This window comes from Acaryochloris sp. 'Moss Beach' (genome assembly GCF_021497025.1).
Taxonomy (GTDB): domain Bacteria; phylum Cyanobacteriota; class Cyanobacteriia; order Thermosynechococcales; family Thermosynechococcaceae; genus Acaryochloris; species Acaryochloris marina_A.
The window spans coordinates 5,019,195-5,044,299 of sequence record NZ_CP071717.1; the positions used below are offsets into that span (position 1 = coordinate 5,019,195).

General features: G+C 47.2%; 22 protein-coding genes and 1 pseudogene. 11 read left to right on the top strand and 12 right to left on the bottom strand.

Translation table 11 applies throughout. From position 1 onward, the window contains the following. Positions 1–5: 5 nt before the first annotated feature. Positions 6–3,248 carry a carbamoyl-phosphate synthase large subunit gene (gene carB, locus HRE53_RS23695; protein WP_235108196.1) on the bottom strand — a complete coding sequence of 1,081 codons (3,243 nt, stop codon included), beginning with the start codon at positions 3,246–3,248 and terminating at the stop codon, positions 6–8. A 514-nt stretch (positions 3,249–3,762) separates the two neighbouring features. Between carB and HRE53_RS23700 the strand changes: the two genes are divergently transcribed. The 3 genes from HRE53_RS23700 (at position 3,763) to HRE53_RS23710 (ending at position 5,559) form a co-directional block, all read left to right on the top strand. Continuing rightward, positions 3,763–4,815, top strand: coding sequence for a molybdopterin-dependent oxidoreductase (locus HRE53_RS23700; RefSeq protein ID WP_235108197.1), 1,053 nt, complete (start codon positions 3,763–3,765; stop codon positions 4,813–4,815). A gap of 295 nt (positions 4,816–5,110) precedes the next feature. Further along, on the top strand, positions 5,111–5,263 hold the full coding sequence (locus tag HRE53_RS23705) for a hypothetical protein (protein WP_212665543.1): 153 nt from the start codon (positions 5,111–5,113) through the stop codon (positions 5,261–5,263). An 83-nt stretch (positions 5,264–5,346) separates the two neighbouring features. Next, a complete protein-coding gene (locus HRE53_RS23710) occupies positions 5,347–5,559 on the top strand; it encodes a hypothetical protein (RefSeq protein ID WP_235108198.1) in 213 nt (70 codons plus the stop codon). A 154-nt stretch (positions 5,560–5,713) separates the two neighbouring features. Here the strand turns inward: HRE53_RS23710 and HRE53_RS23715 are convergent, their stop codons facing one another. Together HRE53_RS23715 and HRE53_RS23720 are read right to left on the bottom strand one after the other, a co-directional pair. Further along, complete coding sequence (locus HRE53_RS23715) at positions 5,714–6,121, bottom strand: MAPEG family protein (protein WP_235108199.1); 408 nt, start codon at positions 6,119–6,121, stop codon at positions 5,714–5,716. A gap of 54 nt (positions 6,122–6,175) precedes the next feature. Further along, on the bottom strand, positions 6,176–6,715 hold the full coding sequence (locus HRE53_RS23720; protein ID WP_212665545.1) for a peroxiredoxin-like family protein: 540 nt from the start codon (positions 6,713–6,715) through the stop codon (positions 6,176–6,178). Between the two features lie 119 nt (positions 6,716–6,834). On the opposite strand from HRE53_RS23720, the gene HRE53_RS23725 reads away from it, so the two are divergent. Then, positions 6,835–7,704: a LysR family transcriptional regulator gene (locus HRE53_RS23725; RefSeq protein ID WP_235108200.1), complete on the top strand. Its 870-nt coding sequence runs from the start codon at positions 6,835–6,837 to the stop codon at positions 7,702–7,704. 2 nt (positions 7,705–7,706) lie between these two features. On the opposite strand, the gene HRE53_RS23730 is transcribed toward HRE53_RS23725, so the two are convergent. Beyond that, positions 7,707–8,393 carry an HAD family hydrolase gene (locus HRE53_RS23730; protein ID WP_235108201.1) on the bottom strand — a complete coding sequence of 229 codons (687 nt, stop codon included), beginning with the start codon at positions 8,391–8,393 and terminating at the stop codon, positions 7,707–7,709. Between the two features lie 323 nt (positions 8,394–8,716). Between HRE53_RS23730 and HRE53_RS23735 the strand changes: the two genes are divergently transcribed. Next, positions 8,717–9,328, top strand: a complete 612-nt coding sequence (locus HRE53_RS23735) for a pentapeptide repeat-containing protein (protein ID WP_235108202.1) — start codon at positions 8,717–8,719, stop codon at positions 9,326–9,328. 92 nt (positions 9,329–9,420) lie between these two features. Here HRE53_RS23735 and HRE53_RS23740 read toward each other — a convergent pair whose 3' ends face one another. Further along, positions 9,421–10,380 carry a branched-chain amino acid transaminase gene (locus HRE53_RS23740; protein ID WP_235108203.1) on the bottom strand — a complete coding sequence of 320 codons (960 nt, stop codon included), beginning with the start codon at positions 10,378–10,380 and terminating at the stop codon, positions 9,421–9,423. Between the two features lie 67 nt (positions 10,381–10,447). Here HRE53_RS23740 and HRE53_RS23745 point away from each other — a divergent pair, with 67 nt between their 5' ends. The 4 genes and pseudogenes from HRE53_RS23745 (at position 10,448) to HRE53_RS23760 (ending at position 14,823) form a co-directional block, all read left to right on the top strand. Further along, positions 10,448–11,266 (top strand): TrmB family transcriptional regulator, encoded by an 819-nt coding sequence (locus HRE53_RS23745; RefSeq protein WP_235108204.1) that lies wholly within the window; start codon positions 10,448–10,450, stop codon positions 11,264–11,266. A gap of 215 nt (positions 11,267–11,481) precedes the next feature. Next, positions 11,482–12,936, top strand: coding sequence for a F0F1 ATP synthase subunit beta (gene atpD / locus HRE53_RS23750; protein ID WP_235108205.1), 1,455 nt, complete (start codon positions 11,482–11,484; stop codon positions 12,934–12,936). A gap of 9 nt (positions 12,937–12,945) precedes the next feature. After that, positions 12,946–13,362, top strand: coding sequence for an ATP synthase F1 subunit epsilon (gene atpC, locus HRE53_RS23755; RefSeq protein WP_235108206.1), 417 nt, complete (start codon positions 12,946–12,948; stop codon positions 13,360–13,362). A gap of 393 nt (positions 13,363–13,755) precedes the next feature. Continuing rightward, positions 13,756–14,823 (top strand): annotated as a pseudogene (locus HRE53_RS23760) (ISKra4 family transposase). Between the two features lie 593 nt (positions 14,824–15,416). Here HRE53_RS23760 and HRE53_RS23765 read toward each other — a convergent pair. From HRE53_RS23765 to HRE53_RS23785, 5 genes are all read right to left on the bottom strand, one after another. Further along, a complete protein-coding gene (locus tag HRE53_RS23765; protein WP_212665552.1) occupies positions 15,417–16,262 on the bottom strand; it encodes a prohibitin family protein in 846 nt (281 codons plus the stop codon). A gap of 136 nt (positions 16,263–16,398) precedes the next feature. Next, entirely contained in the window at positions 16,399–17,142 is a 744-nt protein-coding gene (locus HRE53_RS23770; RefSeq protein ID WP_235108207.1) for a LemA family protein, read from the bottom strand. Further along, positions 17,132–18,430: a YgcG family protein gene (locus tag HRE53_RS23775; RefSeq protein ID WP_235108208.1), complete on the bottom strand. Its 1,299-nt coding sequence runs from the start codon at positions 18,428–18,430 to the stop codon at positions 17,132–17,134. Before HRE53_RS23775 ends, HRE53_RS23770 begins: the two co-directional genes overlap by 11 nt. A 724-nt stretch (positions 18,431–19,154) precedes the next feature. Then, positions 19,155–19,709, bottom strand: coding sequence for a hypothetical protein (locus tag HRE53_RS23780; RefSeq protein ID WP_235108209.1), 555 nt, complete (start codon positions 19,707–19,709; stop codon positions 19,155–19,157). A gap of 45 nt (positions 19,710–19,754) precedes the next feature. Then, complete coding sequence (locus HRE53_RS23785) at positions 19,755–20,399, bottom strand: glycosyltransferase (RefSeq protein ID WP_235108210.1); 645 nt, start codon at positions 20,397–20,399, stop codon at positions 19,755–19,757. 550 nt (positions 20,400–20,949) lie between these two features. On the opposite strand from HRE53_RS23785, the gene HRE53_RS23790 reads away from it, so the two are divergent. Together HRE53_RS23790 and HRE53_RS23795 are read left to right on the top strand one after the other, a co-directional pair. Then, the gene (locus HRE53_RS23790) at positions 20,950–22,233 is read left to right on the top strand and encodes an NB-ARC domain-containing protein (protein WP_235108211.1); all 1,284 of its coding nucleotides are present in this window, start codon (positions 20,950–20,952) and stop codon (positions 22,231–22,233) included. A 7-nt stretch (positions 22,234–22,240) separates the two neighbouring features. Beyond that, positions 22,241–23,401 carry a serine/threonine-protein kinase gene (locus tag HRE53_RS23795; RefSeq protein ID WP_235108212.1) on the top strand — a complete coding sequence of 387 codons (1,161 nt, stop codon included), beginning with the start codon at positions 22,241–22,243 and terminating at the stop codon, positions 23,399–23,401. Here HRE53_RS23795 and HRE53_RS23800 read toward each other — a convergent pair. Then, positions 23,381–24,613, bottom strand: a complete 1,233-nt coding sequence (locus HRE53_RS23800; protein ID WP_235108213.1) for an extracellular solute-binding protein — start codon at positions 24,611–24,613, stop codon at positions 23,381–23,383. The two genes, HRE53_RS23795 and HRE53_RS23800, sit on opposite strands and share 21 nt — an antisense overlap. Positions 24,614–24,742: 129 nt before the next feature. Continuing rightward, positions 24,743–25,081: a DUF4258 domain-containing protein gene (locus HRE53_RS23805; RefSeq protein WP_212665559.1), complete on the bottom strand. Its 339-nt coding sequence runs from the start codon at positions 25,079–25,081 to the stop codon at positions 24,743–24,745. Between the last annotated feature and the right edge of the window lie 24 nt (positions 25,082–25,105).

The window sequence follows — 25,105 nt, forward strand, 5'->3', positions numbered from 1 at the left end:
AAAAATCACTGCATTTGCAGGTGATAGTCCTGAATAGCTTTGACATCCATTGTTTCTGATTGCAGCGATCGCAATGCTGCTGCCGTCGCCTTTGCTCCCGCAATCGTTGTAATCAGCGGAATCTTATAGGCTAGAGCCGACCGTCGAATCAAACGACCATCGGCATGGGCATCACTACCGGAGGGCGTATTGAGAATCAGCTGCACCTGACGATTTTTGATCAAATCTAGAACATTGGGGCGGCCTTCATGCAGTTTCAGTACTGGAGTCACCTCAAAGCCTTCTGCCTCCAGTACCTTTTGGGTTCCGGCTGTCGCCACCAATTTAAATCCTAAGTCAATTAAATCCTTGGCAATGGGGATCACCGCTTGCTTATCTCGATCCGTCATGGAGACAAAAACCGATCCCGATTGGGGTAGATCCTGATGGGCCGAGAGCTGAGATTTGGCAAAGGCTTTACCAAAATCAGTATCAATCCCCATTGCCTCACCTGTAGAACGCATTTCGGGGCCTAAAATCGTGTCGGTGCCAGGGAATTTAGCAAAGGGCAATACTGCCTCTTTTACAGAGATATGCTGAGGAATTCGCTCCTTTGTGATCCCTAGTTCCGCTAGTGTTTGGCCTGACATCAACCGAGCTGCAACTTGAGCGATGGGCAAGCCAATTGCTTTAGAGACAAAGGGGACCGTGCGAGAAGCTCTGGGATTGGCTTCCAAGATATAGACCTGTTCCCCCTGGACAGCAAATTGCAGGTTCATTAAGCCAATGACATTAAGCTGTTGTGCAAGCTGCTTACTCCACTGTCGGATCGTCGCTAGGGTTTCTTCTCCTAGGGATAGGGTAGGAATCGCGCAGGCAGAATCGCCCGAATGAACCCCCGCCTGCTCGATATGCTCCATAATGCCGCCGATCACAACTTCACCAGTACGATCTGCGATCGCATCTACGTCTACTTCAATGGCATCTTCTAAAAACTTGTCCACCAAGATGGGGTGATCTGGTTCTATTTGGACCGCAAAGGTCATATAGCGCTCTAGCTCTTCATCTGAGTAGACAATCTCCATTGCCCGTCCCCCCAGCACATAGCTGGGCCGCACCACCACGGGATATTGAATCCGCTGGGCCACTTCAATGGCTTCCTGGTTGCTGCGGGCAATCCCATTGGGTGGCTGTGTGATGTTGAGGGTATGGAGAATCTGCTCGAATCGCTCCCGATCCTCGGCAATATCAATGGAGTCTGGCGACGTGCCCCAAATCTTCGGCCCATCTGGCTTCCCTTGTAAATAGGTTTGCAGCGGCACCGCCAACTTTAGAGGAGTCTGTCCACCAAACTGGATAATGATCCCTTCTGGATTTTCTGCTTCCAGAATATTGAGCACATCTTCTTTAGTCAGAGGCTCAAAATAAAGGCGATCGCTGGTGTCATAGTCCGTGGAGACGGTTTCCGGGTTGGAATTGACCATGATTGTCTCAAAATCATCCGCCTGCAAAGCATAGGACGCATGGCAACAGCAGTAGTCAAACTCAATACCTTGGCCAATCCGATTCGGCCCCGACCCCAGAATGATTACCTTACGGCGATCGGAGGGCAACACCTCCGATTCCTGCTCATAGGTGGAATAGTAATAGGGGGTCAAAGCTTCAAACTCAGCCGCGCAGGTATCTACCGTTTTATAGGCAGGCACCACCCCTAACTGTTTCCGATAGGTGCGGACTTCATCTTCGCTGGCTAAGGTGGCGAAGGCAATCTGTGGATCGCTAAATCCTTGCTGCTTAATCTGCCACATCAAGTCTGCTGTCACATCGTATAGATTGGTTTGCTTAAGATAGTTTTCAGTGGTTAGCAGTTCCTGAAAATGCCAAAGGAACCAGGGATCAATTCCCGTAATCTCATAAATTTCTTCAACGCTGATATCCGCCTGCAAGGCATGGCGAACAGTATAGATACGGTCAGGGTTAGGATTTCGGAGGCTAGCCCGAATCTGCTCTAGACTCGGCAGGTTCTCAGCCTGGTCACATCCCCAGCCAAATCGTCCTGTTTCTAACGACCGTAGAGCCTTCTGAAATGATTCTAGAAAGGTGCGGCCAATGGCCATCGCCTCGCCCACAGATTTCATCTGCGTGGTTAACGTAGGTTCTGAACCGGGAAACTTTTCAAAAGCAAACCGAGGAATTTTAGTGACGACATAGTCGATGCTGGGCTCAAAGCTTGCTGGGGTTTTGCGCGTAATATCATTGGGAATTTCGCTAAGAGCATAGCCAACCGCCAATTTGGCTGCGAACTTAGCAATAGGGAATCCGGTAGCCTTGGACGCGAGGGCGGAAGAACGAGACACCCGAGGATTCATCTCAATGACAACCACATCGCCATCGACAGGATTCACTGCAAACTGAATATTTGATCCACCCGTTTCTACCCCGATTTCGCGGATGATCTTAATAGAAGCATCCCGCAATCGCTGATATTCCTTATCCGTCAGAGTTTGGGCTGGGGCAACAGTAATTGAGTCCCCCGTATGTACGCCCATCGGATCGATATTCTCGATGGAGCAAATAATCACCACATTGTCGGCCAGATCCCGCATGACTTCCAGCTCATACTCTTTCCAGCCAATCAGGGACTTCTCAATCAAAATTTGAGAAACGGGGCTGGCATCGAGACCACTCTGGGAAATCGCTTCAAATTCTTCTTGGTTATAGGCAATGCCGCCACCCGTTCCCCCTAAAGTAAAGGCCGGGCGAATGATTAAAGGATAGGTGCCGATCTCCTGGGCAATTTGCTGGGATTCCGCCATGGTCTCAGCTAAGCCTGACGGACAAACGCCTAGGCCAATTCGCTCCATGGCTTCTTTAAATAGCTTGCGATCTTCTGCCATTTCAATGGCCGGGAGTTTGGCTCCAATTAGCTCCACACCATATTTGTCTAACACCCCGGTCTTGGCTAAAGTGACTGCCAAGTTCAAAGCGGTTTGTCCGCCCATCGTTGGCAATAAGGCGTCGGGTCGTTCTTTGGCGATCACCTTTTCGACCAATTCGGGGGTTAGGGGTTCAATATAGATCCGCTCCGCTGTTTCTGGATCCGTCATAATCGTGGCGGGATTAGAGTTAATCAACACCACTTCATATCCTTCGTCCCGCAATGCTTTGCAGGCTTGGGTACCGGAATAGTCAAATTCACAGGCTTGCCCAATCACAATTGGCCCAGAACCAATCAGCAGGATTTTGTGCAGATCATCACGGCGAGGCATAAGCTAGGAACTTCTCAGAAATAGGCAGGTCGGGAATTGTGGATGAGTCCGGGGCAATCCTTCTCAGGTGTAGTCAGGGACTTCAATTTCCACTTCTAAGGATTGTGACATTCTCTGGTTTGAACCGCTAGTCAATCTTGATGATTCGGCATCCTGAATGGATTCAAGGCTAGCGATTACACAGGGTTGTTTTGAGTTCGCAGTGAGAAAATCACATTAATTCGGTTAGCAAGCTTAGCCATAGCGGTTTTGAGAGATTTATAACCCTTTAAACGCAATAGCATTGATCACAAGGGTTCTGAGTATGGACTCCCCAATCCTGTTCTTTTTCTGAGGTTCAAATCTTTGATGAATCTACAGAATTGGCGCAATAAATTTCTCTTGCCCCATCAGTGTTAGCTTCATCCCCTGGATGACCAGCTATCTTCTCTCTCAGGTTGTCCTTAGATTTTTCCTCTAAGCTAGAGCCATGAATTTGGGCAGAAACATTAGAGACTGAAGGGGGCGGCAGCTTATGAAACGACGTCAGGCATTAAAGCGACTTTTGCAAGCATCCGGTGGTATGGTTGCCACACTCCTGCCAGGATGTGTCAACTCTCAGCACTTACGTCTCTTATTTGCCGTAGAACCCCAGCAATTTGATCAACCTTTACCGGAACATCAGGTTACTCCCGTAGGAGAGTTTTATGTGCAGTCCTACGCGTCACCCCCTGAAGTCAATCTCGATACTTGGCAATTGCAGTTTACGGGACTGGTGGATCAACCCCTGACCCTAAAATTTACCGATATTTTAGCGGCACCCCAAGCAGACTTTTATTTAACGATGGAGTGCATTGGCAATCGCACCGGGGGAAAACAAATCGGCAATGCCCTCTGGATGGGGACGCCTTTATTGCCGTTTCTTAAGCAAGTAGGTGTGCAGGACAAGGCGGTTGAGTTTATGCTCCATGGTGCTGATTCCTATGAGACGACTTTGCCCGTTGCCGATTTGATGAGATCGGATGTGCAGCTCGTGCATCGAATGAATGGGGAGCCGCTAACGAGATCCCATGGTTTTCCCCTGCGAATCATCATTCCGGGGCGGTATGGCCAGAAGCAACCGAAATGGCTGACAGAAATCGAGGCCATTGCTACTCCCAAAAAAGGATACTGGGAACGTCAAGGCTGGTCGAATACCGCAAAAATCGCGACCCATGCTATTACCCAGAAGATCCAAGGGGAGAAGGTTTGGAATAAAAACTACCATGTTGATCTGCCCCGAATGGGAGAGAGCGGATGGCAGGGAGGGGTCACCCTTGCAGGTGTGGCGATTGATCAGGCTCAGCCGATGGAGTGGGTCAGAATTAGTACGGATAATGGGCAGACCTGGATGCAAGCAGATATCAATCAGCCCAGTTCCCCCCATGAATGGACTCTTTGGCAGTATCTTTGGCAGCCGACTCAACCGGGGACCTATAAGCTGCTGGCCCAGGCAAAATCGCGAACTGAAACGCAAAAAATCATAGATAAAAATGGCAAAGATGGCAGTGCTGGCATCTTAAGAATTTCAGTCAACCTAGAACCTTAAATGGATGAGAAGACTCAGCTAAAAAATATTTTTGGATTGGCAGAGGATTGCAATTTTTGAATAATTTAATTGCAGTTTCTGCATAATGCCGCCATTGAAATCATCAAACCGTAAGAACGGTTACAGAATCCCTCTACTAAGAATTGCTAACTTAAGTAAACATAACGAACAAGCGTGCTGATAACAGCAGGTTTGAGCTTGTACCCAATGCGTTTCAAAGCCCAAGATTTAGCAGTGGTGATGGCTGGCCCTAGTAGGCTTTCTACTTGTTTTATTTCACTTCTCGACATCTCGTATGAACAGCAGATCACCTTTACTCTATGCAACCTTAATCGGGTTTTTTGCCGGAATTGGTCATGGTTTTGTATCCCACAATACCGATTTACCCTTGTCCCTAACCGATCAGTTTCTCCAGCCTTTTCAGATTAGCCAAGTTCCAGAAGAGTAAAGCTTTTATAAAGGGTATCGATTTATACGGAATAAACTGAGAAGATACTAAGATTGAATGTTTCAATCTTGGGCTATATAGAAATGTATTCGCATACTCAGTCTTCTAATTCTGATCGCGTCCTTGGTGCATCCCTAGCCGCTTTCTCGATACTGGCAGTTGGCTTTTCAGCCTTCGTTGTAGGTTATTCTTTGACCCGCTCCTCTCTTCAAGGAAATACTGCGAACGCAAACACAGTCGTTCACGAGGGTGTTGTTCCTCATCAAGGCACTCTCTGGCAAGATGTCGGTCAGTAAGACGGATGATATAGCTTAAATAATTTTGATGAGAACTTCATGCTGCACTGTTAATTAGCCAGCATGAAGTTCTTGTGGTGGCGATAGTCGTAGCTTTTTTTGTCTAAAGGCTTGTTACTTATACGGGAGTGGTGTGGCATCTAAGGACAGGTTGCTAGAAAACCACCTGAGCCCCAATCATCAGCACAGCCGCCCAAGAAACCAAGTATGTGGGAGTCCGTAAATAAGGAACCCCGAAGATGTATACGCTGGCGTGCATGACGCGTGCCCAGAAAAAGGTTGCAGCCCAAGCTGTAATCACACCAGGATTGGCTTCAGTTAAGTGGGCTGCGATCACAACTGCGGCAAATGCGGGCAGGGTTTCCACCATATTCAGATGGGTTCGTTGGGCTCGCTGTGCCCAGACTGGAATATTGGGGGATTCGGCGGGAAATTTGCGAGTGGGATAGTTACTGATAAAAGCCGGTATTCCCCAGACAAAGGCGCGATTGAGAATATAGGGTGTCCACAGCAGTACACAGAGCATGCCGCTGGCTGCTAGATAGAAAAGGGCAGTATTCATAGTGTTCTCCTTAGGGGTGATTGAAAGTTCGCAGATGAATGGGAGACAGAATATTTACTCTGTTCCTCGCAAGGGATAGTTGTTGGGAATGATGTAGGCTAGGCCGCTCAATAGCGAATCAAAATCGATGCGGGAAAACGGATGGGTGCCAATATTGGCGAAGTACAATCGACCATCCGGCTGAATGAGAAACACGGCGGGTTCACTAAACAAAGCCGGCTCTTGTTCAAAATGGCCTTGACTCAGATATAAACCCCAGTCCCGCATCTGGTCTGGTGTTAAGCCATAACCGAGAGATAACTGCTGGAGGTTGGCCTGGGTCTTGAGTTGCTGTGTTTTGTCTATGCCATCACCACTCAGGGCAATCACTTGAACGCCAAGTTGGGTAAAGGATGCCAGCTTTTGATCAAGTTCAGTGAGATATTGCTGACAAATGGGGCAATGGAGCCCGCGATAGAAAACCACCATCGTGTAGTGCTCAGGGGTTTGATCTGCCAAGCGCCATGGTCCGTTATCTAAGGTCCGAACAACTAGGGGTGGGGCGGCATGGCCCATGAGGAGTTTGGGTGAGGTGGTTTGAGCAAAAGTAATCATAGGTTTAGTCCGGGATAGAGAGTGCGATCGCAGTTCCGTTTCGCTTTCTCTATCCTGGAGCAGGTTAAACTATAGAGCAAGACTATTTATTGTATAGAAGCTATAGATATTATCTATATATGGATCTCTACCAAGTTCGATACTTTCTGACCATTGCTGAAACGGGTACCTTTTCCCGGGCAGCAGAGCGACTCTATCTTTCTCAGCCGTCCCTATCGGCAGGAATCAAAAAGCTGGAGCAAGAGCTAGGAGTGGCGTTGTTCGAGCGGGGGGGGCGACGGACGGTTTTAACCGCAGCGGGACAGGCGTTTAAGGAGCGGGCCACGGTGATTATGGCTCAGTACCAAGCGGCCCTACATGAGCTCAAAGGCTTTAACGATCGCCCGACTCTCAAGGTGGGGGTGCTGAGTACCTTGCGGGTGAGTGAGCTGGCCGATTTGGTTCATAGTTTTCAGCAACACTATCCCCATGTGACCCTGGAAATGTATGACCATCCCGCCGATGCATTGCAGGACAAACTCCCCCAAGGTGAGGTGGATGTGGCAATTACGGTGTTGGGCCCCCAGGATGATGCCCAAACCTCAACTCTTTTGTTTACTCAGCCCTTGTTGCTAGCTGTTCCTGCCCGTCATCCCTTGGCACAACGGACTTCAGTGCGGTTGTCCGAACTGGATGGTCAACCCTATATTGATCGGGTGAACTGTGAATTTTTTAAGCAAGAGTGTCAACTGCTAGAGGCCCAGAAGATTTGCCCCAAAGTGGTGTACCGAGCTAGTCATGAAGAGTGGGTGATTTCTTTGGTTAAAGCTGGATTGGGTCTGAGTATGATGCCTTACTGGCGGGGGTTGACGGATATTGTCTATCTGCCCGTTGTTGATGTCGATTTTCAGCGACGGGTTGGTGTTAAGTGGCGGCTGCAGTGTTCTGAGATGGTTGAGCAGTTTTGCCGGTTTGCCACGAGTCATAATTGGGAATCGATGGCGGGGTGAAACTAAGGTGCGATCGCATCCAACGCATCCCAGAATGCCTGCAGATCCTCGTAGTGAGGGAGAATCACTTTTGCCCCTTCAATTTTAAGTTGGTGAGCGGCTTCTCCGGTCGCAATGCCAATAAAAGGATATTTTAAGTTTTTCGCGGCTCGTACATCCCAAATGCCATCCCCCACATAGATCACATGGGTAAAAGTCTGTTGGTAGGTTGCTTGAGCACGGTCCAGAGCAATCTGACAAATACCTTCTCGTGAATCATGATCGTCTGCAAAGGCATATGGAATGTCCGCAAAGGGTAATCCCGCCGACTGCAGCTTAAACTGAACCGATGCAGTCCAAGCGCCACCTGCGTAGCAGATCTGATAATTCGGGGAAGCTTGCAACTGTTTCAGCAGGACATCAGCACCAGCAATAGGGAAAACGCCGCCCTCCCGGACAGCACCTTGGGCGAGTCGTTGCAACAATTGTTTTTGAAAGAGCGCTATTTCATTGGGGTCAGGTAAACGTCCTAACTGTTGTTCACAGATTTCCCGAAGAATACAGGCATCCGTGACATGGGTATAGGTGGCCCAATCTTCAGAGATATTCGTAATTCCAAAAATGTCTTGAACTGTTTGGACAAACGCCAGATCGTCGAGGTCATTGGAGGCCGTAAGGGTGCCATCAATATCGAACATTATCAGTTTCATGGTCTGAAGCTTATCTGGGAATTAGGTTGGATTTATTAGCATATCGTTACTTTTGTTCAATGTTTCGATGAACAGAATGAACGCCCATTTTAAGGCTGCTTTAGCCCAGAAGACATCATATTCCTGGGGCAGACTTTATCCGTTCTGGAAAGGTTGCCCTATTCGTTACCCCTCAACTTTATTCATTCTTTTACTGTTGAAAGTATATTTATCTTTACTCAGTAAGGCTTCTAGCCCTTATCGATGGAGAAAGACTTTTAAAAGTGCAGGTTATATTAAAAGAGGTATTTATCTCGATACCAAATAATTCCTAGGGTTTGCTGATGATGACAAATAATAAAGAGGTAGGTCCCATCTTGGGGACCGAAAACCTACTGAGTATTCTGTTAAGTGGATCGGAGACTTGGAATGATTGGCGGATTAAAAATCCGACCATCCCGGTTAACTTGTTTAAAGCCAATCTCAGTAATGCACTGCTCCGAGGCGCAAATTTTGCTAGCGCGGACCTCCGCAAAGCCAAACTTTTTAGAGCGGACTTGCGGGCAGCCTGCCTATATCGGGCCGATCTGAGGGGCGCAAATCTCAGAGGTTCAAATCTGTTTGGTGCAAATCTAAGCGGTGCGAACCTGAGTGGTGCAAACCTCAGTAATGCCATGCTCTACTGTGCCAATCTGGGAGGAGCAAATTTAAGAGGCACCATTTTAGACAGTGCCAACTTGATGCGAGCTAACTTTAGTCATGGAGATCTTCGGAATGCCATTCTTCGGAATGCCAAGCTCCAAGGTACTCACTTTGACGGGACTCGCCTGTTGCGCACTGACTTGGATGGGATTAATCTCAGCAAGACCCAGATTGATGGCGTCCACCTAATAGACGTTGATCTCAACAATTCTGCGATGGAAGATGCTGCTATTACCGGTATCCTTATCAGCTGATATTGACTCTAGGCATCTGTTTGGAGAAAACATAATAACGGGGGCACCATCCTTGTTAGTCTGGCAACCTCAGTTTGCCTCTGATTGCCAGACTAGGAATTTAGATGCACAACTTTGAGCCAGTTAGAGTACCGTTGCTCTGCTCCCATCATCACATTTCGCATCAACTCGCGTAACTGTTCCAAGACCGGACGTTGTTTTGGCAGTGTGTAGGTTTCAATTGCTAATACTGGTGAAATTTGAGCTGCGGTACCACAGAGAAATACTTCATCTGCAATAAAGAGCTCAGACTTATCGACAGGACGCTCAACAACAGGAATTCCTAAATCTCGTGCTAGTGCTATCACACTGGCTCGGGTAATTCCTTCTAAAATGTCTTGATCAACACTGGGCGTAATCAACTGGCCATTTCTGACCAGAAATAGATTCATGGCCGATGCCTCGCTGACCTTGCCCTGAGAGTTCATTAAAATCGCTTCATCAAATCCTGAAGCAACCGCTTCTGTTTTTGCTAGGGCTGATGCAATATATGCAGCACTCGACTTGCCTCGCAGGGGCTGGCTGCGATCTTCCTGTCGTAGCCAAGAGCTGATTCGACACCGTACTCCGCCTTGGTGCAAGTAATCTCTCATTTCTAGGCCATAGATTAACAGGTCTTTGTCGACATCATGGAGTCGGGGTGCAATGCCCAGGCTTGAGGTGTAGATCAACGGCCGGATATAGAAGGAGGTTTGGGGCTGGTTGCGCCGAACAAATTCAATCAATGTTGCTTCTAGTTCGATGGGGTCAATATCGGTGTTCAGATATTTAGCACTCTGACTCAATCGCCGATCACTGTCGGCGAGGCGAAACAACATCATCTGTTTGGAGTCATGGGGAGAGGGCACTCCTCGAATTCCACCTAGGACAGAGGTGCCGTAGTGAAGCGCGTGGGTGGCAATGGAAAGTTGGGCTTCAGGAAAGGGGCAGAATTTTCCTGCCAAAAAAGCTATGGGCAGAAATTCTGGAACAGGAGTCGCTGCTGGTAATTCGGGTTGAGTAAGGAGTGTCATGATACAGCACTTGCAAAAGGTTCACGATGAACTTTAAAATAGCACCACTCTTTAGTGGTGTCATCTAATGGGCGATGCCCAGTACTTAGAAAACCTTGTAGATTTGGGATTGACTCGGTATCAGGCCGCTGTCTATTTGGCTCTGATGGATCGGCAGGACTTTACGCCTGCTCAGATTGCGACCCGTGCTCAAGTTCCTCGGCAGCGGATTTATGATGTCTTGGCATCACTGTGCGATCGCGGTTTATGTCTCGAACGCCATTCTGGTCGGCAACGGATTTTCCAAGCCGTGGATCCGTCCCACGCCCTACCCACCTTGTTGCAAGAAAAACAAAAACAATTTAACGCCGAACTTCAGCGACAAGAACAACAGACTCACCTTGCCGTCAACGCCCTTGCCCCCCTGTATACCCAAGGCCACAACACCCAAGATCCTCTGGCTTATATTGATGTCATTTCCGAACCGAATCGGATTACGGACTGTGGCGTTAAACTTTCCCAAGCGGCCCAATCCTCGATCAGTGTTTTCTTCACCTACCCGTCTTTACTGAGTCATGAAGACGGGCTCACCCTCGTGCAAGATCCACTTCAGCGCGGTATCTGCTATCGCACGATCTACGAACACAACATCTGGCAAGATCCCAGTAGCCAAGATTTTATTCGCCAGTGCCAAGACTGGGGGCAGCACGTTCGTTTTGTGAATGAGGTGCCGTTCAAAATGCAGCTTTTTGATCAGAAAATTACATTACTTTCTCTGCAGGACCCCTTATCGGGAACGCCTAGCTTTACGGTCTTAAATATTACCCATCCAGGACTAGGGGGAATGCTCAATATTGCCTTTGAATCCTTGTGGGCACAGGGCACATCTGAACCTCTACAGACTTAATTCAACGGATTTATAGTGTCTCAGAAAGCTGATGGGCAACTTACCCAGAAGCCTTTTACAAGACAACGGACTTCTCTCAACGATAAATTTAGGATTCTGAAAAGAAAGTTTACGTTGAGTCCCTTAAATGATAGGTTTAGAGATGGCGAAATCATACGTCTAAGCTGCGCGTAAAAGCAGTTATAACAGTCATCACAACTAGAGTAGGCGTGAGCATGGTCACCACCGCGAATAAGAATACTGGTTACATTTCTCAAATTATTGGTCCTGTTTTGGACGTTGAATTCCCTAGTGGGAAGTTACCCAAGATTTATAACGCCTTGAAGGCAACAGGTAAGAATTCTGCCGGAGACGATGTTTCTGTCACTTGCGAAGTACAGCAGCTTTTAGGCGACAACCAAGTCCGCGCTGTGTCCATGAGTTCCACGGACGGTCTTGTCCGAGGCATGGAAGTTACAGATTCGGGTGCCCCCATCCAAGTACCCGTAGGTAAAGCAACCCTAGGCCGTATCTTTAACGTCTTGGGCGAGCCCGTAGACAATCAAGGAGATGTGGGTACTGACGAAACTTTCCCCATCCATCGTCCTGCACCTAAACTTACAGAGCTTGAAACCAAGCCTTCCGTGTTTGAAACAGGCATCAAGGTGATTGACCTGTTAACCCCTTATCGTCGAGGCGGCAAAATTGGTCTCTTCGGTGGTGCTGGTGTAGGCAAAACCGTGATCATGATGGAATTGATCAACAACATTGCCACCAACCACGGTGGTGTGTCTGTGTTCGGTGGCGTGGGCGAACGGACTCGTGAGGGCAATGACCTCTACAACGAGATGATGGAGTCCGGGGTTATCAACAAGGACAACCTCAATGAGTCCAAAATTGCCTTGTGTTACGGTCAAATGAACGAGCCACCTGGAGCCAGAATGCGGGTGGGTCTGTCAGCTTTGACCATGGCCGAGTATTTCCGTGATGTCAACAAGCAAGATGTGCTGTTGTTCATCGACAATATTTTCCGCTTTGTGCAAGCCGGTTCTGAAGTATCTGCGCTGCTCGGACGGATGCCTTCTGCGGTGGGATATCAGCCTACCCTAGGTACTGACGTGGGTGACCTACAAGAGCGCATCACCTCAACTACTGAAGGATCTATTACCTCCATTCAGGCGGTTTATGTACCTGCGGACGACTTAACTGACCCCGCTCCTGCGACAACCTTTGCTCACCTAGACGGAACCACCGTGTTGTCTCGTGGTTTGGCTTCTAAAGGGATTTACCCCGCTGTGGACCCCTTGGATTCTGCCTCCACCATGTTGCAACCTGGTATTGTCAGCGACGAGCACTATGACACTGCTCGGGCTGTACAGTCTACCTTGCAGCGTTATAAAGAATTGCAAGATATTATCGCCATTCTAGGCTTGGATGAATTGTCTGAAGATGATCGTCTTGTGGTTTACCGCGCCCGGAAAATTGAACGTTTCCTCTCTCAGCCGTTCTTTGTTGCTGAAGTGTTTACAGGTTCTCCTGGTAAGTACGTCTCTCTTGAGAAAACCATTTCTGGTTTCAACAAGATTCTTTCTGGTGAATTAGATGATTTACCAGAGCAAGCTTTCTATCTGGTGGGTGACATTGATGAAGCCATTGCCAAAGCTGAAAAAATGAAAGCCGAAGGCAAGTAAGGAGGCATTATGTCACTAACAGTACGAGTCATTGCTGCCGATAAGACGGTTTGGGACTCTGCGGCTGAAGAAGTCATTCTGCCCAGCACCACTGGCCAACTCGGTATCCTATCAGGTCACGCACCATTACTCTCGGCTCTTGATGTCGGGGTAATGCGGGTTCGACCTGGTAAAGACTGGGTTTCCATCGCTCTCATGGGTGGCTTCGTTGAAGTTGAAAATGATGAAGTGATTATTTTGGTGAACGGCGCTGAGCGCGGTGATGCCATTGATCGGGAAGAAGCCCGCTCCACTTTATCTGCTGCTCAAACTCGATTAGATCAATCAGAGCAAAGCGAAGATAAGCAAGAGCGTTATGAAGCCCAACGTGACTTCAAACGCGCCCGTGCTCGACTTCAAGCCTCTGGCGAAGTCGTCAAAGTCTAAGTTTCATTGGTTGTTGACTGTTCTGAGCCTTGCTATTGCAAGGCTCAGTTCTTTTTTATGGAATTTACCCAATAATTAACCCGCTGAATGACGGCTCTATGGCCAGCTCAAATTCCGTGGCAATGTTAGGAATGAGGTTTATTGTTAGTCAAAAAAGTTAGAACTTTCTTGGGTTGATAGACTCAAACATAAGATGTGGAAGCATCAATCAACCAACGGATTTCTGTTCTATCTTCTAACATTAGGCGTTCCCACTTCCTAAAAGTGATGTGATTGAGCAAGGTATAGAAGAGATAACCTATTCATCAGACCATGTGGAAGGGGAGCATGTCACCTTTGCAGATTTATCTGAAACCGTTCAGGATATGAAGTGTTGCCCAGCAATCTTCAGCAATGAACTCAGATAAAACCGCTCAACTCAAAATCCATCTCGATGCGATAGCACAATTACTCTATGAGGAGAGCGACCCAGAAAACATGAAGACGCTAGAAGGCATTGAGATGACGGTGCGTCAGCAAATCCAGACCCATGTCAGTCCTGAACTCGGTCATTTTTTATCCGCACAGTTACTGGCACAGCAGCAGGGCGCAACCGACAACTGAAAAGCACCTTGGGCGCTCTAAGGGTTACAACTCAACAGGCAAGTCGTCTAGCCGTTTCCTCCTACCGTCAAATCAGTCCTCATTTAGAGAATTGTTGCTTGCGCATCAGTGCCAATGTCTCCTACGCCCAAGCTGCTAAAGATGTGGCTTATTTAACGGGTATTCAGGTTGCAGCCAAAACCCAGCAACGCTTGGTCCATCAGCAACGGTTTCCTACGCCCCAGGCCCACGAAGCTTTAACTGAAGTGAGTGTCGATGGTGGCAAAGTACGCATCCGCACACCTGCAGGCCAACCTTGTCAGTGGAAAGACTATAAAACCTTAGCAACAGACGTGGGACTCATTGCGGATTATCACAATAATGCCCGGCTCATTGGCTGGACTCACCAGCAACCGTTAGCCTCTCCAGTGACCTGCTTAGGGGATGGTCATGATGGCATTTGGAACATCATTCGTCAGCTGAGCATACCTGAGCAACGACGGGAGATTCTGGACTGGTACCATCTGGTGGAAAATCTTTATAAGGTCGGTGGATCTCTCAAGCGTCTGCACCAGGCTGAACAACTCTTATGGCAGGGGAAGGTGGATGAAACCTTGACTCTGTTTGAATCGTTGAAGAAAAAAGCAAGCCCAAGTCTTTTGCAACTATATCCGCAAACATCGGCATCGGATCGTCAATTATGACTATTACCAGAGTGAGCAAATTTGTTCTATTGGGTCTGGAGCTGTTGAATCTGCTATCAAACAGATTAGTCGCAGAGTCAAAATTTCAGGGGCGCAGTGGAATGAAAGCAATGTTCCGCAAGTGCTTGCACATCGGTGTGCTTATCTCAATGGTTTAATTGGCATGCAAAGGTGACATGCTCCCATGTGGAAGATTAGTTATTGAGTCTGTTTCGGATAGGTAACCAAGAATAGAGTATAGAAGAATAAAATAAAAAATGCTATGAAAAATTATGTGTCCATCTAAACTATTTCTTACCCTCCAATAATTCCATATTTCATAGGAATTGCGAGCGGGGATAGCAAAGACAATCAGCTGGCAATACGTTCCATCAATCCAAGCCAATATAGTTATTCCGTAAAATATCGTTCTGAGCCAAAGAGGACAAAGAGTATTTACTGCTTTAAAAGAATCCTGCTCACGGCTATATATGGAGATTAAATGGCAGGCAACGACGAATAATGGAGCCATGAAAAATAGTAAAACTGTACGATGCCAGTTAATTAAATCTTTTGCCTGTGAAATATTTTCTGATAGTGGCGTGATTATCTCGACATAAGTTTTTACATGATGCCACAAGAAAACTAATGTCATAGAGGACAAAAATAATCCTGTAAATCTGAGTGTTTTGATAACTCTGTTATCGGTAAGCATTGACTTAAAATACAGAATTTCCTGTGTAGACTTGCAGCAGTTTTTTGAACAGACTGCTGCAAGTTTTGTATTTACTATTGCTGGGAATCTACATCTCCTAAATTAAAGAGAAATGGGATGCTGTTATTGCCTTTTCCGTCCATAACTAGAACCTTGGGCATTTGGGCACCCCCTTCACGCCAGGCGGCGATCGCTTCTTTTTGGAGTACTAGCTTGCCTCCTTGGCTTTTTAAGGTTTCAGCCAAGAGGCGCTGAGCTTCGGCTTTACCTTTGGCGCGGTTAATTTCCGCTTGGGCCTGGGCTTCGGCTTTCTTCGCATCAAAAATGGCTTGTTTTGCCTGCTGTTCAGCAATTTGCTTGGCTTCAACGGCCTCATTAAATTTAGGGCTAAAGCTGAGGTTTTCAATGGCACTGCCCTCAAAATTGATGCCAAAGCTAGATAGCCGTTTGGTCATGCCTTCGTCAAAGGCTTGACGAAGCTGCTCACGCTTAGTAATCGCTTCTTCAGCTGTATATTGAGCACTGGATGCCTTAAATGCTTCTTGGGTTAGGGATCTGACCTTAGCTGTAACTTGAGACATGGTGCCAATACGGGTTCTAGTATTGGCTAGTGGACCTGGATCGATGGTGTAGAAAACCGTTAGTTCGGCGGTGAGGTCTTGTAAATCTTTGGTTGCGGCTGCTGCGGGGAACTGCTCTTGTTGGATGTTGGCATCGTAAACATCAATCCCGCAAAATAAAGGACATTTGAGGTTCAGACCACTTTGGACCGCTCCTTTTTGGACTTTGCCTAAGAACTTGTAAACACCAATTTGGGTGGGTCCTAGAATTTGAAAAGTATTGACACCCACTAAAGCTATAAACAGTCCTAACCCGGTTTTCCAATTCAACCAACCAAGAGTGTTTTTGACATTATTCATTTGTTTGTCTCCAATGAACCTTCAAGGTTCAAAAGCTGCATAAATTCAATCGACGCTGACGAAGTGGCGTTTCTATGGGTTGATAAGCAAGGAAAATTATCCTTAGAAATTTGGGCTTATTCGTACTGGCCCAACGTTAATCTGCTGTTAGAAAAGGCTGTGATTCAAATCTTGAAAGCTTGGCAACGACTGCATTGGGGAATCCTTGCAGTTGCTGTTGGAAGCTCTGGACGGCCTGGTTATATCGCATTCGTTCTACGGCCAACCGATTTTCTGTACCAGTGATTTCATACTGGAGGTTGATATAAAGTTGGCTGGATTTTAGAGCTGAATGATTCAGGGCATAGGTTTGAAACTGATCAATGGCCTGATCTATTTTTTCTGTTGCATCCTGCTGCTGTTCAAGACTGCGGGCCTCTAAGTAAGCTTGCTGCGCCTCGATGAGTGCTGTCACTAGGATGCTTTCGTGGGTGGTGTAGGCTTGGGTGACCTTGACCAATTGAGGGATTAAATCTGCTCGTCGCTGACGTTGGTTCTCGACTTGCGCCCAAGCAGCTTCTACCTGAATTTTATGATTGGTAATCGCGTTGTATGTGGTAAAGATCCATCCTACGCCTCCCATTATAGCAATTGAGCCGATAAGCAGCCATTGACTTAACCATCGTCTAATATACTGCCTTTTTTCCTCTTTTTTGGTGTTTTTGGCTTGAATTTCTGCAATGGCTTGAGGAATATACTTCGCTGAAATCCCTGCTTCTTCTGCTGCTGCTTCCAACTCTGCTAGTGAGTAGCGTTCTAAGTTAGCAGAGACGTATTGAGAGGCTAACTCAAAAATTGCAGGGGCTTCATTGGCAGGAATATTTTGCTTGTCAGGTCTCATTGTTTCCATCTCTTGAGAAATAGTGATTTACCAACCCCCCGCCAGCACCACCCCCCGCCACTGCTTCCCCCCACCAAAAACCCCCTCCACCAGAACCCCCCACTGGAACCTCCGCCACTGCCTCCCCCCCGCTATAGCCACCGTAACCGCCATAACTACTGGTAGAGCTAGAACGTGATCGGACTGGTTTTAGACGAGGTATTTTCTCTTGATATTCTTTGTAGAGGCCACAACAGACACACATTTGCGTAATCAATTGCTTCCCACATTCTTTTTCTGTTGCTTCTTCCAAGATTTCAGTGGAATGTCGGATGGTGTATTCTTCGCAGTTAGAGCATTCTCGAAAAGAAATCTGGTTCCAAATATAGGCGCGGATATGAATTGAATCTGAAGCCTTAAGACAAGACGATGAACACTTCCAGCCAATAAACTTAACGCTACCCATTTTTTGAGCGGTTTGTTCAATGGTTGTGAGGTGGGGCGAGAGTATGTCAGCATCCACTTTTTTGAGGCTTTTCTGGCAATAGATACAGCGGGGTGGTGTACTTCTCGAGTCATTGCTGTATTCCTCCCGAGAAACACGAGATCGTTTCCCTGGTTTCAGTAGTGATCCTTTTTTTCGATTAATCAGAAAACCCATACCGCCTATGAATCCACTGCCACCTAAGACCCATAAAATCCAAGAGAAGTCAGAACTGTCTTGAGATGTGTTGGGTGTTGGATTGGAAGAAACGGTGACTGATGAATCAGAGCCGAGATGGGTCACTAAAAGCTGAGTCCCTTTCAAGGTTCCTTGATCAAAGTTGCCAGTCTTAAATTTGGGGAGAATTTGCTGGTCAATAATCCGACCCACTTTGGCATCGGACAAAATGACTTCGATGCCATAACCGGTTTCGATTTCAACTCGACGGTCACCTTTGGAAATCAGGAATAGTACACCGTTGTCTTCCTCTTTTTTGCCAATACCCCAGTGGTTAAATAGGCTGGTGGCAAAGGCTTTGGGTGAAGCTGATGGGGCTGTATTGGTAACAGTCACCACAGCAATTTCGCTACCATTCTTAGCTTCTAAATCAGTAATCAGTTGATTGAGTTTGGCTTCGGTTTGGGGACTGAGGACATTTGCCATGTCTGTAACCCAGCCTCTATTTTGCTGACGAGGATTGGGGACTTGTTTGTAAGGGACTGCCCAGGCTGTGAGGGGGAGGGTGGCGGTACCTAAAAGACAACCACCGGCTATGGCAGCCATAAGGCGAATACTTTTTTGAGTGCTGGGATATGTCGTTTTCATTCTGGACGCTCCTGAACTGGATAAAGAGTTAAAGATCTCCCAAAAAAAACTCAATGAGGTTTTCCTATTTACCTCTGTCACCTCTGCTGAAATCACCTGAGTCTCTATAGTCACTGGAACTGCTGTGATAGCTATCTGAATCCTTACTGCTATGACTATCGTTATGTCTGCTGGTTAGACTCATCTTTACCCGTCTGATGATGCCAAGGCCAAAACCTAAGAAGAAGAGTGAAGGTAGCCACGTCCAAGGATGTCTTGGGGAAGAGCGGAGTTTACGATTGGTCGGAGTCGAATATGGAGTGGTGTCAGCTCTGAGGTGAGATTTTAGGTCAGTCTTGGAGGTTGTTGTGAGAAAACCAGTAACAGTGGGAGTGGATAGTGCCAAATAAGGATCTTGGCTGATTGCTCGCTGATGGAGTGTTGCTGATGGGGCAATCTTCAGATGAAGTCGGTGAGGCCGCGGAATTTCCTCGATGGTGGCGGGATAGGTGGCAATACTTGAAGGGCAACCATTGGCTATCGCAATTCCAGTCCCAATGCCGATGACCTGGCAAGTTCTAAACCTTATTGTTCTCATGTGACAGTCTTGTGAAATCCATTAGGGACAAGGTCTCTGAAGTAGTGACAACGTGGTTTTTGAACTGGGAATAAAGTGTTAGAAGGAAAGTGCTCAATTTTCTGTTGTGCTCCCCAATAGGAAAATTGAGCTGACTGGGAGAACGGCTTACCAATCTCCACCGTCGCCGCCCCCGTCACTGCTTCCACCACTGAAATCGCTACTATCGTTATAGTTCCCATAATCGCTATGGCTGCTAGAATCGCTGCTACAGTCGAACCAGGTGTTGCTGCTGCTCCGATTCCCACTGGACTGATTGGCTAGAATCCGCCAAAAAATAATGCTGCTAAAGCCTAGAATGCCGATCAGCACAATCCAGTCAGTAGAATCTTGATTCGAAGAACGGGGTTGGCGACGATTCGAGTTTGATGCCACAGCAATCGATTGATCGATATGGAAAGAGGAAAATGCCGGTGGTTGTTGGGAAACCTGTCTTGGAGACAAACCCGTGGCTATGATTGTCGAAGGTGGGGTGAGGGCTGAATCATAACCAATACCGATAGCAGGTTGATGATCCATTTTGGTTTCTATGACTGGATGCAACTGAAGGGGAGCGACAGCTCCCTGGTGGACAGATGCTGCAGCGCAAAGGGGAACGGTTGCGATCGCAACAACAATACCAACACCCATAACTTTGCGGGGGGCATACTTGATAGATTTCATTTGGAAATCCTCTGGCAATAAATCAATAGGCGAACTAAACAAGTTCTACGACTGCTGTCGTTGAAATGTGTGCAGATTATTTTGGCTAGACAGGACCTGACGGATAACCTGGCGATAGGTCTGCTCGTATTGGCTAACCCTGTGTGTGGGATGAAATAAGGACTCTACATGCTGGCGGCAGTCTGCCCGATTGAGTTGGAGGGCTGCTGGAATTTTGTGGACAAACTCACTAATGGTGGAGCAGATAAACCCAGATTTACCGTCTGCAATGATGTCTGGGACCGGGCCACAGTTCATGGCAATCACGGGTGTGCCGCAGGCCATCGATTCCAACATTGCTAGGCCAAAGGGCTCATCCCAGATAATGGGGAAGACGGCGACGGCTGCCTTGGCGAGAAGATCTGCTTTTTGGGCATGGTTGACTTCTCCGAGATACTGAATGTGCTGGCCGTCAATGTGAGGTTTGATCTGTTGATCGAAAAAGTCTTGCTCGGAAGGGGCAATTTTGCCTGCCATTTTTAGGGGCAATCCGGCATGTTGGGCAATTGCGATCGCAAACTGCGGACCTATCTCTGGAGCCATTCGTCCGACAAAGGCAATGCAAGGCGGGGTCTGGTATTCAGCCGCAAAGGGATATCGAGATAAGTCAATGCTGTTGTGAATTGTATCAATGTAATTGAGGTGGGGCATCGTTGGTTTCTGGGCCTCACTAATGTTGATCATTGGAAGTTGAGGACAGTGTGCAAAGAGTGGGTGATTACTGACCTGATGTCCTCGTTGGACTGATCCTTCTGTTAGGACACTAATGACACTTTCTATACCGCCATGCGCTTTCCCAGAGTGGTGAAACCTGGGCGATATGCAGGGGGGCTGTTTGTAGGTGAGGGGGCATACATTGCTCCTCTTGATGCGACAGGAAAGGGACTGTGAGCTATAAAACCCTATCTCAATCTCTTCCTCACATAAGATATCTCTTTTATGTGAGATTTGTCAATGATTTTTCTCACATGAAGCTTTTGCAGCTGATCTTGGATAGAGTCTTCATCAGGCATGATGCCCATACTAGCTATAGCTTGAATAGCTAGTATGAGCTTGGGTAACAGGGTTTTACTTGAACTACTCTATAGACCTAACAATAAAGAAGATACAGAGGTTCTCACTTAGTTGAGATCTGTCTCACATAGAAAGTTGTGAAATGGGGATAGAATGAAAAGGATCTGATTTATGTGAGTTTGTTGGAGTGATTCCTCCAGAGTTCTTGAGTGATATAGCCACTCAACAAGGTGTATCCAAATCTGAATTAGCTGCCCTCAAGCTTGGAATAGCAGGGTATTCCACTGCTGATATTGGTGAACAGCTGGGGATTAGTGGGGATGCAGCCCGCAAGCGCCTAAGTGAGGTCTATCAGAAATTTGGGATTGCTGGGCGAGGCCCTGTCAAACTCACAAAACTCCAACAACTCCTGGTTACACGTTACCAAGAAGCCCTTGAGAATGGAAAGGTGGCTGCAAATGCTGTGGAGCTAGAGCAGGTTGATTGGGGCAATGCACCCGATGTGTCCGTGTTTTATGGCCGCACTGCAGAGTTAGAAAAACTAGAGCGATGGATTATTCATGATCATTATCGTTTGTTGGCACTCTACGGAATTTCGGGGATTGGCAAAACCACCCTGTCCGTAAAGTTAACCCAACGACTGCAACCCCATTTCGAAAAGATTTTTTGGCGTTCGCTGTACTATGCGCCACTCCTGCAAGATTTACTGATCGAACTGACGACTTTTCTTCAGGGTTCGCCACTGGACCCGCCTCTCGCGACTGTTTCAGAACAAATGGATTGGGTGATGGATTATCTCCAACATCATCGATGTCTGCTCGTCTTGAACGGTTTAGAATCCTTGAGTCGTCGGGGAGATCTGGCGGGAAATTATCAACCGAATTACGAAAATTACAGCCAGTTTATTCATCTGTTGGGAACGGTGCCCCATCAAAGCTGTGTCGTCACGACGAGTCAAGAGAAGCTGAGCGAGGTTGCCTATCTAGAGGGCCAAACCTTGCCGGTTGGTTCCTTTAAATTGCGCGGATTGGAATTGCAAGAAGCCAAAGCAATTCTCCAAAATAAGGGACTCACAGGAGAAGATAAATGGAAATATCTCGTGGATGGGTATCGAGGCAATCCGATGATGCTCAAGCTCGTCGCTGAAACTATCAAGGAAGTCTTTGGTGGTAATGTGGGTGACTTTCTAGATACCAGCTTATTCACAAGAGACATTCACAATTTTATAGAGCGAATTTTTGATCGTGTTTCAGATTTGGAACGGCGAATTCTGTATATTCTGTCTGATCAAAGTGATGGGTTAGGTTTTAAACAACTACAAACTCAACTCACTCATGTCAATGCTCAAGACCTAATGAGTGCCCTCTCGTCCCTTCGCCAGCGATCGCTGATTGAACATGTGGATCAGGGGTTTATCCTGCCACCTGTGATCAAAGAGGTGACCCAACAAATTATGGTGTCTGAAGCCTAATCAATCGATGGTGTATTGTCCAAATCCCAAGTGCAAACAGCGGCAAAATCCTGCAACAGCAGAGATCTGCCAAAGTTGCGAAACACCATTAACCCTCAACCAGAACTATCGTCTGATTCGGCCCTTAGTTAATCTTGAACGATCAGGCAACACGGAAGTGTTTGAAATTGAGGATCTACGCTGTGCGAATCAGCCTGAGCCTAAGCCGAAAGTCATGAAGCTGCTCAAGTACAACGGTGGTGATCTAGAGCGATTGTTCAAACAAGAGGCGAACTATCTACAAGGCCTTGACCATCCTGCCATTCCTAAAATTGATCGGCTGGATTTTGCAGAAAATGGCTTTTTTTCGTTTGTGGCACCATTGACTAACCGTAAGGTTCATTATTTTGTGATGGAAAAGGTCGAAGGAGACAACCTGCGGGACTGGATGCAACAACACTCGCCCATGGATAACTCAACTCTTTTAAAGTGGTTGCGAGAATTGCTGACTATTTTGGACTATCTGCATACCCAAAATATTTGGCATCGAGATATCAAACCCTCCAATATCATGCTGCAACCGGATGGACAGTTGGTATTGATTGACTTTGGCGCTGTGAAACAAATTCGGCCTCACCGTGAAGAAGCCGGTGATATTCCCCCTCGACCAGACATTACGGTTACAGATACCTGTGTTTTTGCTGCGGGATACACCCCCCCAGAACAAATGGATGGGAGAACGGTGCAGCAGTCCGATTTTTTTGCTTTGGGGCGGAGCTGTGTGCATTTACTCACCCAAATTCCTCCCTACAATCTGAGGGTTGATGATGGTGGGCAATTAGTCTGGCGAGAGAAAGTACCTGACATTTCTGTGGTGCTTGCCGATTGGATTGATCAATTGATGTCTCCTTTGGTCAGAGACCGTCCTCAATCTGCGGCTGAAGTCTTGAGTCATATCCAATCAGAGAATATTCTGCCACCGCCTCAGACCCAAGATTCATCTGAAGGCGAGGTTTCATCAGGCTCTTCCCCTTGGGGCTCGTTGCTGAACCTTATTCTGTTCTCCATCCTGTTGATCAGTGGTCTGTTGTGGTGGCAGGCCCACGAAAATAGCCAACCTATTCAAGATACGAATCAACAAGTGCAGCACCCTCTTCCATCTCTACGACTAGGAAGGGGGATTGAGTAGTTGATAGGTTTCTGCTGTTGCTTTTTTCATGATTATCTCAACCGACTGATCGGAAGTGTCGGGACTGAGAGCTTGGCTGAGAGCAGCTTGCAAGATTTCTGAGGCTTGATCATATTCTGGAATGCGAGGTCGATAGATGACCTTCGTTATCGCCTGTTGAACCTCAAGTGATTCTTGTTTGAGTACTGCTTTATGACTGGGGATAAACTGAGTTGCTTGGGTAAATTGGCGCTGAGCTTGCTCACTGGAAAAAAATTGAATGGCTCGCCAGGCTTGATCAGAGTGGTGTGTTTTTTTAGCAATGCCTAGGCCCCAACTCCCATTACAAGGTCCTCCTGGATGGTCCTGGGACTGTAATTGCATCGGCACGGATTTAACTGTTTTGTCGTTAGCCAGAAAAAACTTTGCCCTGGGCCAATGCCGCAGAAACATGCTTTTACCAGCCCTGAATTGAGTGAGAGATTCTGCTTCGCTATAGGTGAGGACACTGGTGGGAGATACCTTGCTTTTTAAGGTGCTGCGAAGAAACTGAATGGCCTGAAGGGCCTCAGGTTGATCGAGTCCTACCTGACGGGTTTCATCATCAATCCAGTAGCCCCCATGTCCGGCCAGTATTTCGACAAAGGTGGCAATCTTGCCTTCGTACTGATCGCCTTGCCATAGAAAGCCCCACTCCACGAGCTTCTTTTGTTTGAGGGTTTGGGAGATTTTCATTAAGTCAGTGAAGGTCTGGGGCGGTTTCTGGTAGCCTGCTTGAGTTAGCAAATCCGAGCGGTAATAGAGCATGCCCATATCGGAACGCAAAGGGACTCGATAGGACTTGCCATAATATTCTCCATCTTTGACGGATTGGGTGTTGAATTGCGATCGCATCTCCGTACCAAACCGCCCAGATAGATCTTGAAGACAGCCGCGAACCGCAAATTCAGGCACCCAAATCACATCGATATACACCAGATCAGGAGAACCTTGGGGCAAACAAGAGCCTTCTTTGAGCTGTTTGGATAAATACCCCCCAAGGTTTTTTGTGGTGGTTAGACGAATTTTAGTTTTGGGATGTTTGGCCTCAAAGGATTGAATTAAGGGTTGCCACGCTTGTGCTTCATCCTCCGGTACAAGCAAGGTCAAAACAACCGGAGGCCAAGTGAAATAGAGCAGCCCTAGCACCAGCACTTGCAATGCTGCAATACCTAACCAAAAACGCCTTGCCATGAACCTTACTGCTCAATGATGGAAAACAGGAGAAAAACATGATTTCTGCCTACAGTTAGGATCTCATGATTCAAACCCTTCTCCTGGCCTGGGTTGACTCTAGGGTCTTATGCAAAATCTGCTGAATCGCTAGCGTAAGTTCCAGGCCCAATAAACGCTGGTCACTTTCAATCCTCGGGCTGTGTCTAAGGCGATAACTCTGAGGCCTCTCAGTTTGTCTACAAACCTTTGGTAGGGTGTGTTTCTGAGGGTTTTATCTAGGAGCGTATAGGTTTTGGCGTGGCTGTGATATTCTTGCTTGCCGTACAGAAGTGCCAGTTCGATCATATCGGTGGAAATGGCTCGTTGCTGCATGCGCCGTTTGGAATGGCTAGGGTCACTGATAGACCCAGACAGGAAAAAATCAGGCAATGAATCGATTCTAGAATCGTCTGTTAGTAGTTGATGCAGTTCATGGGCGAGTTTCATAACCGTGACCTAAGATCAGCTAAA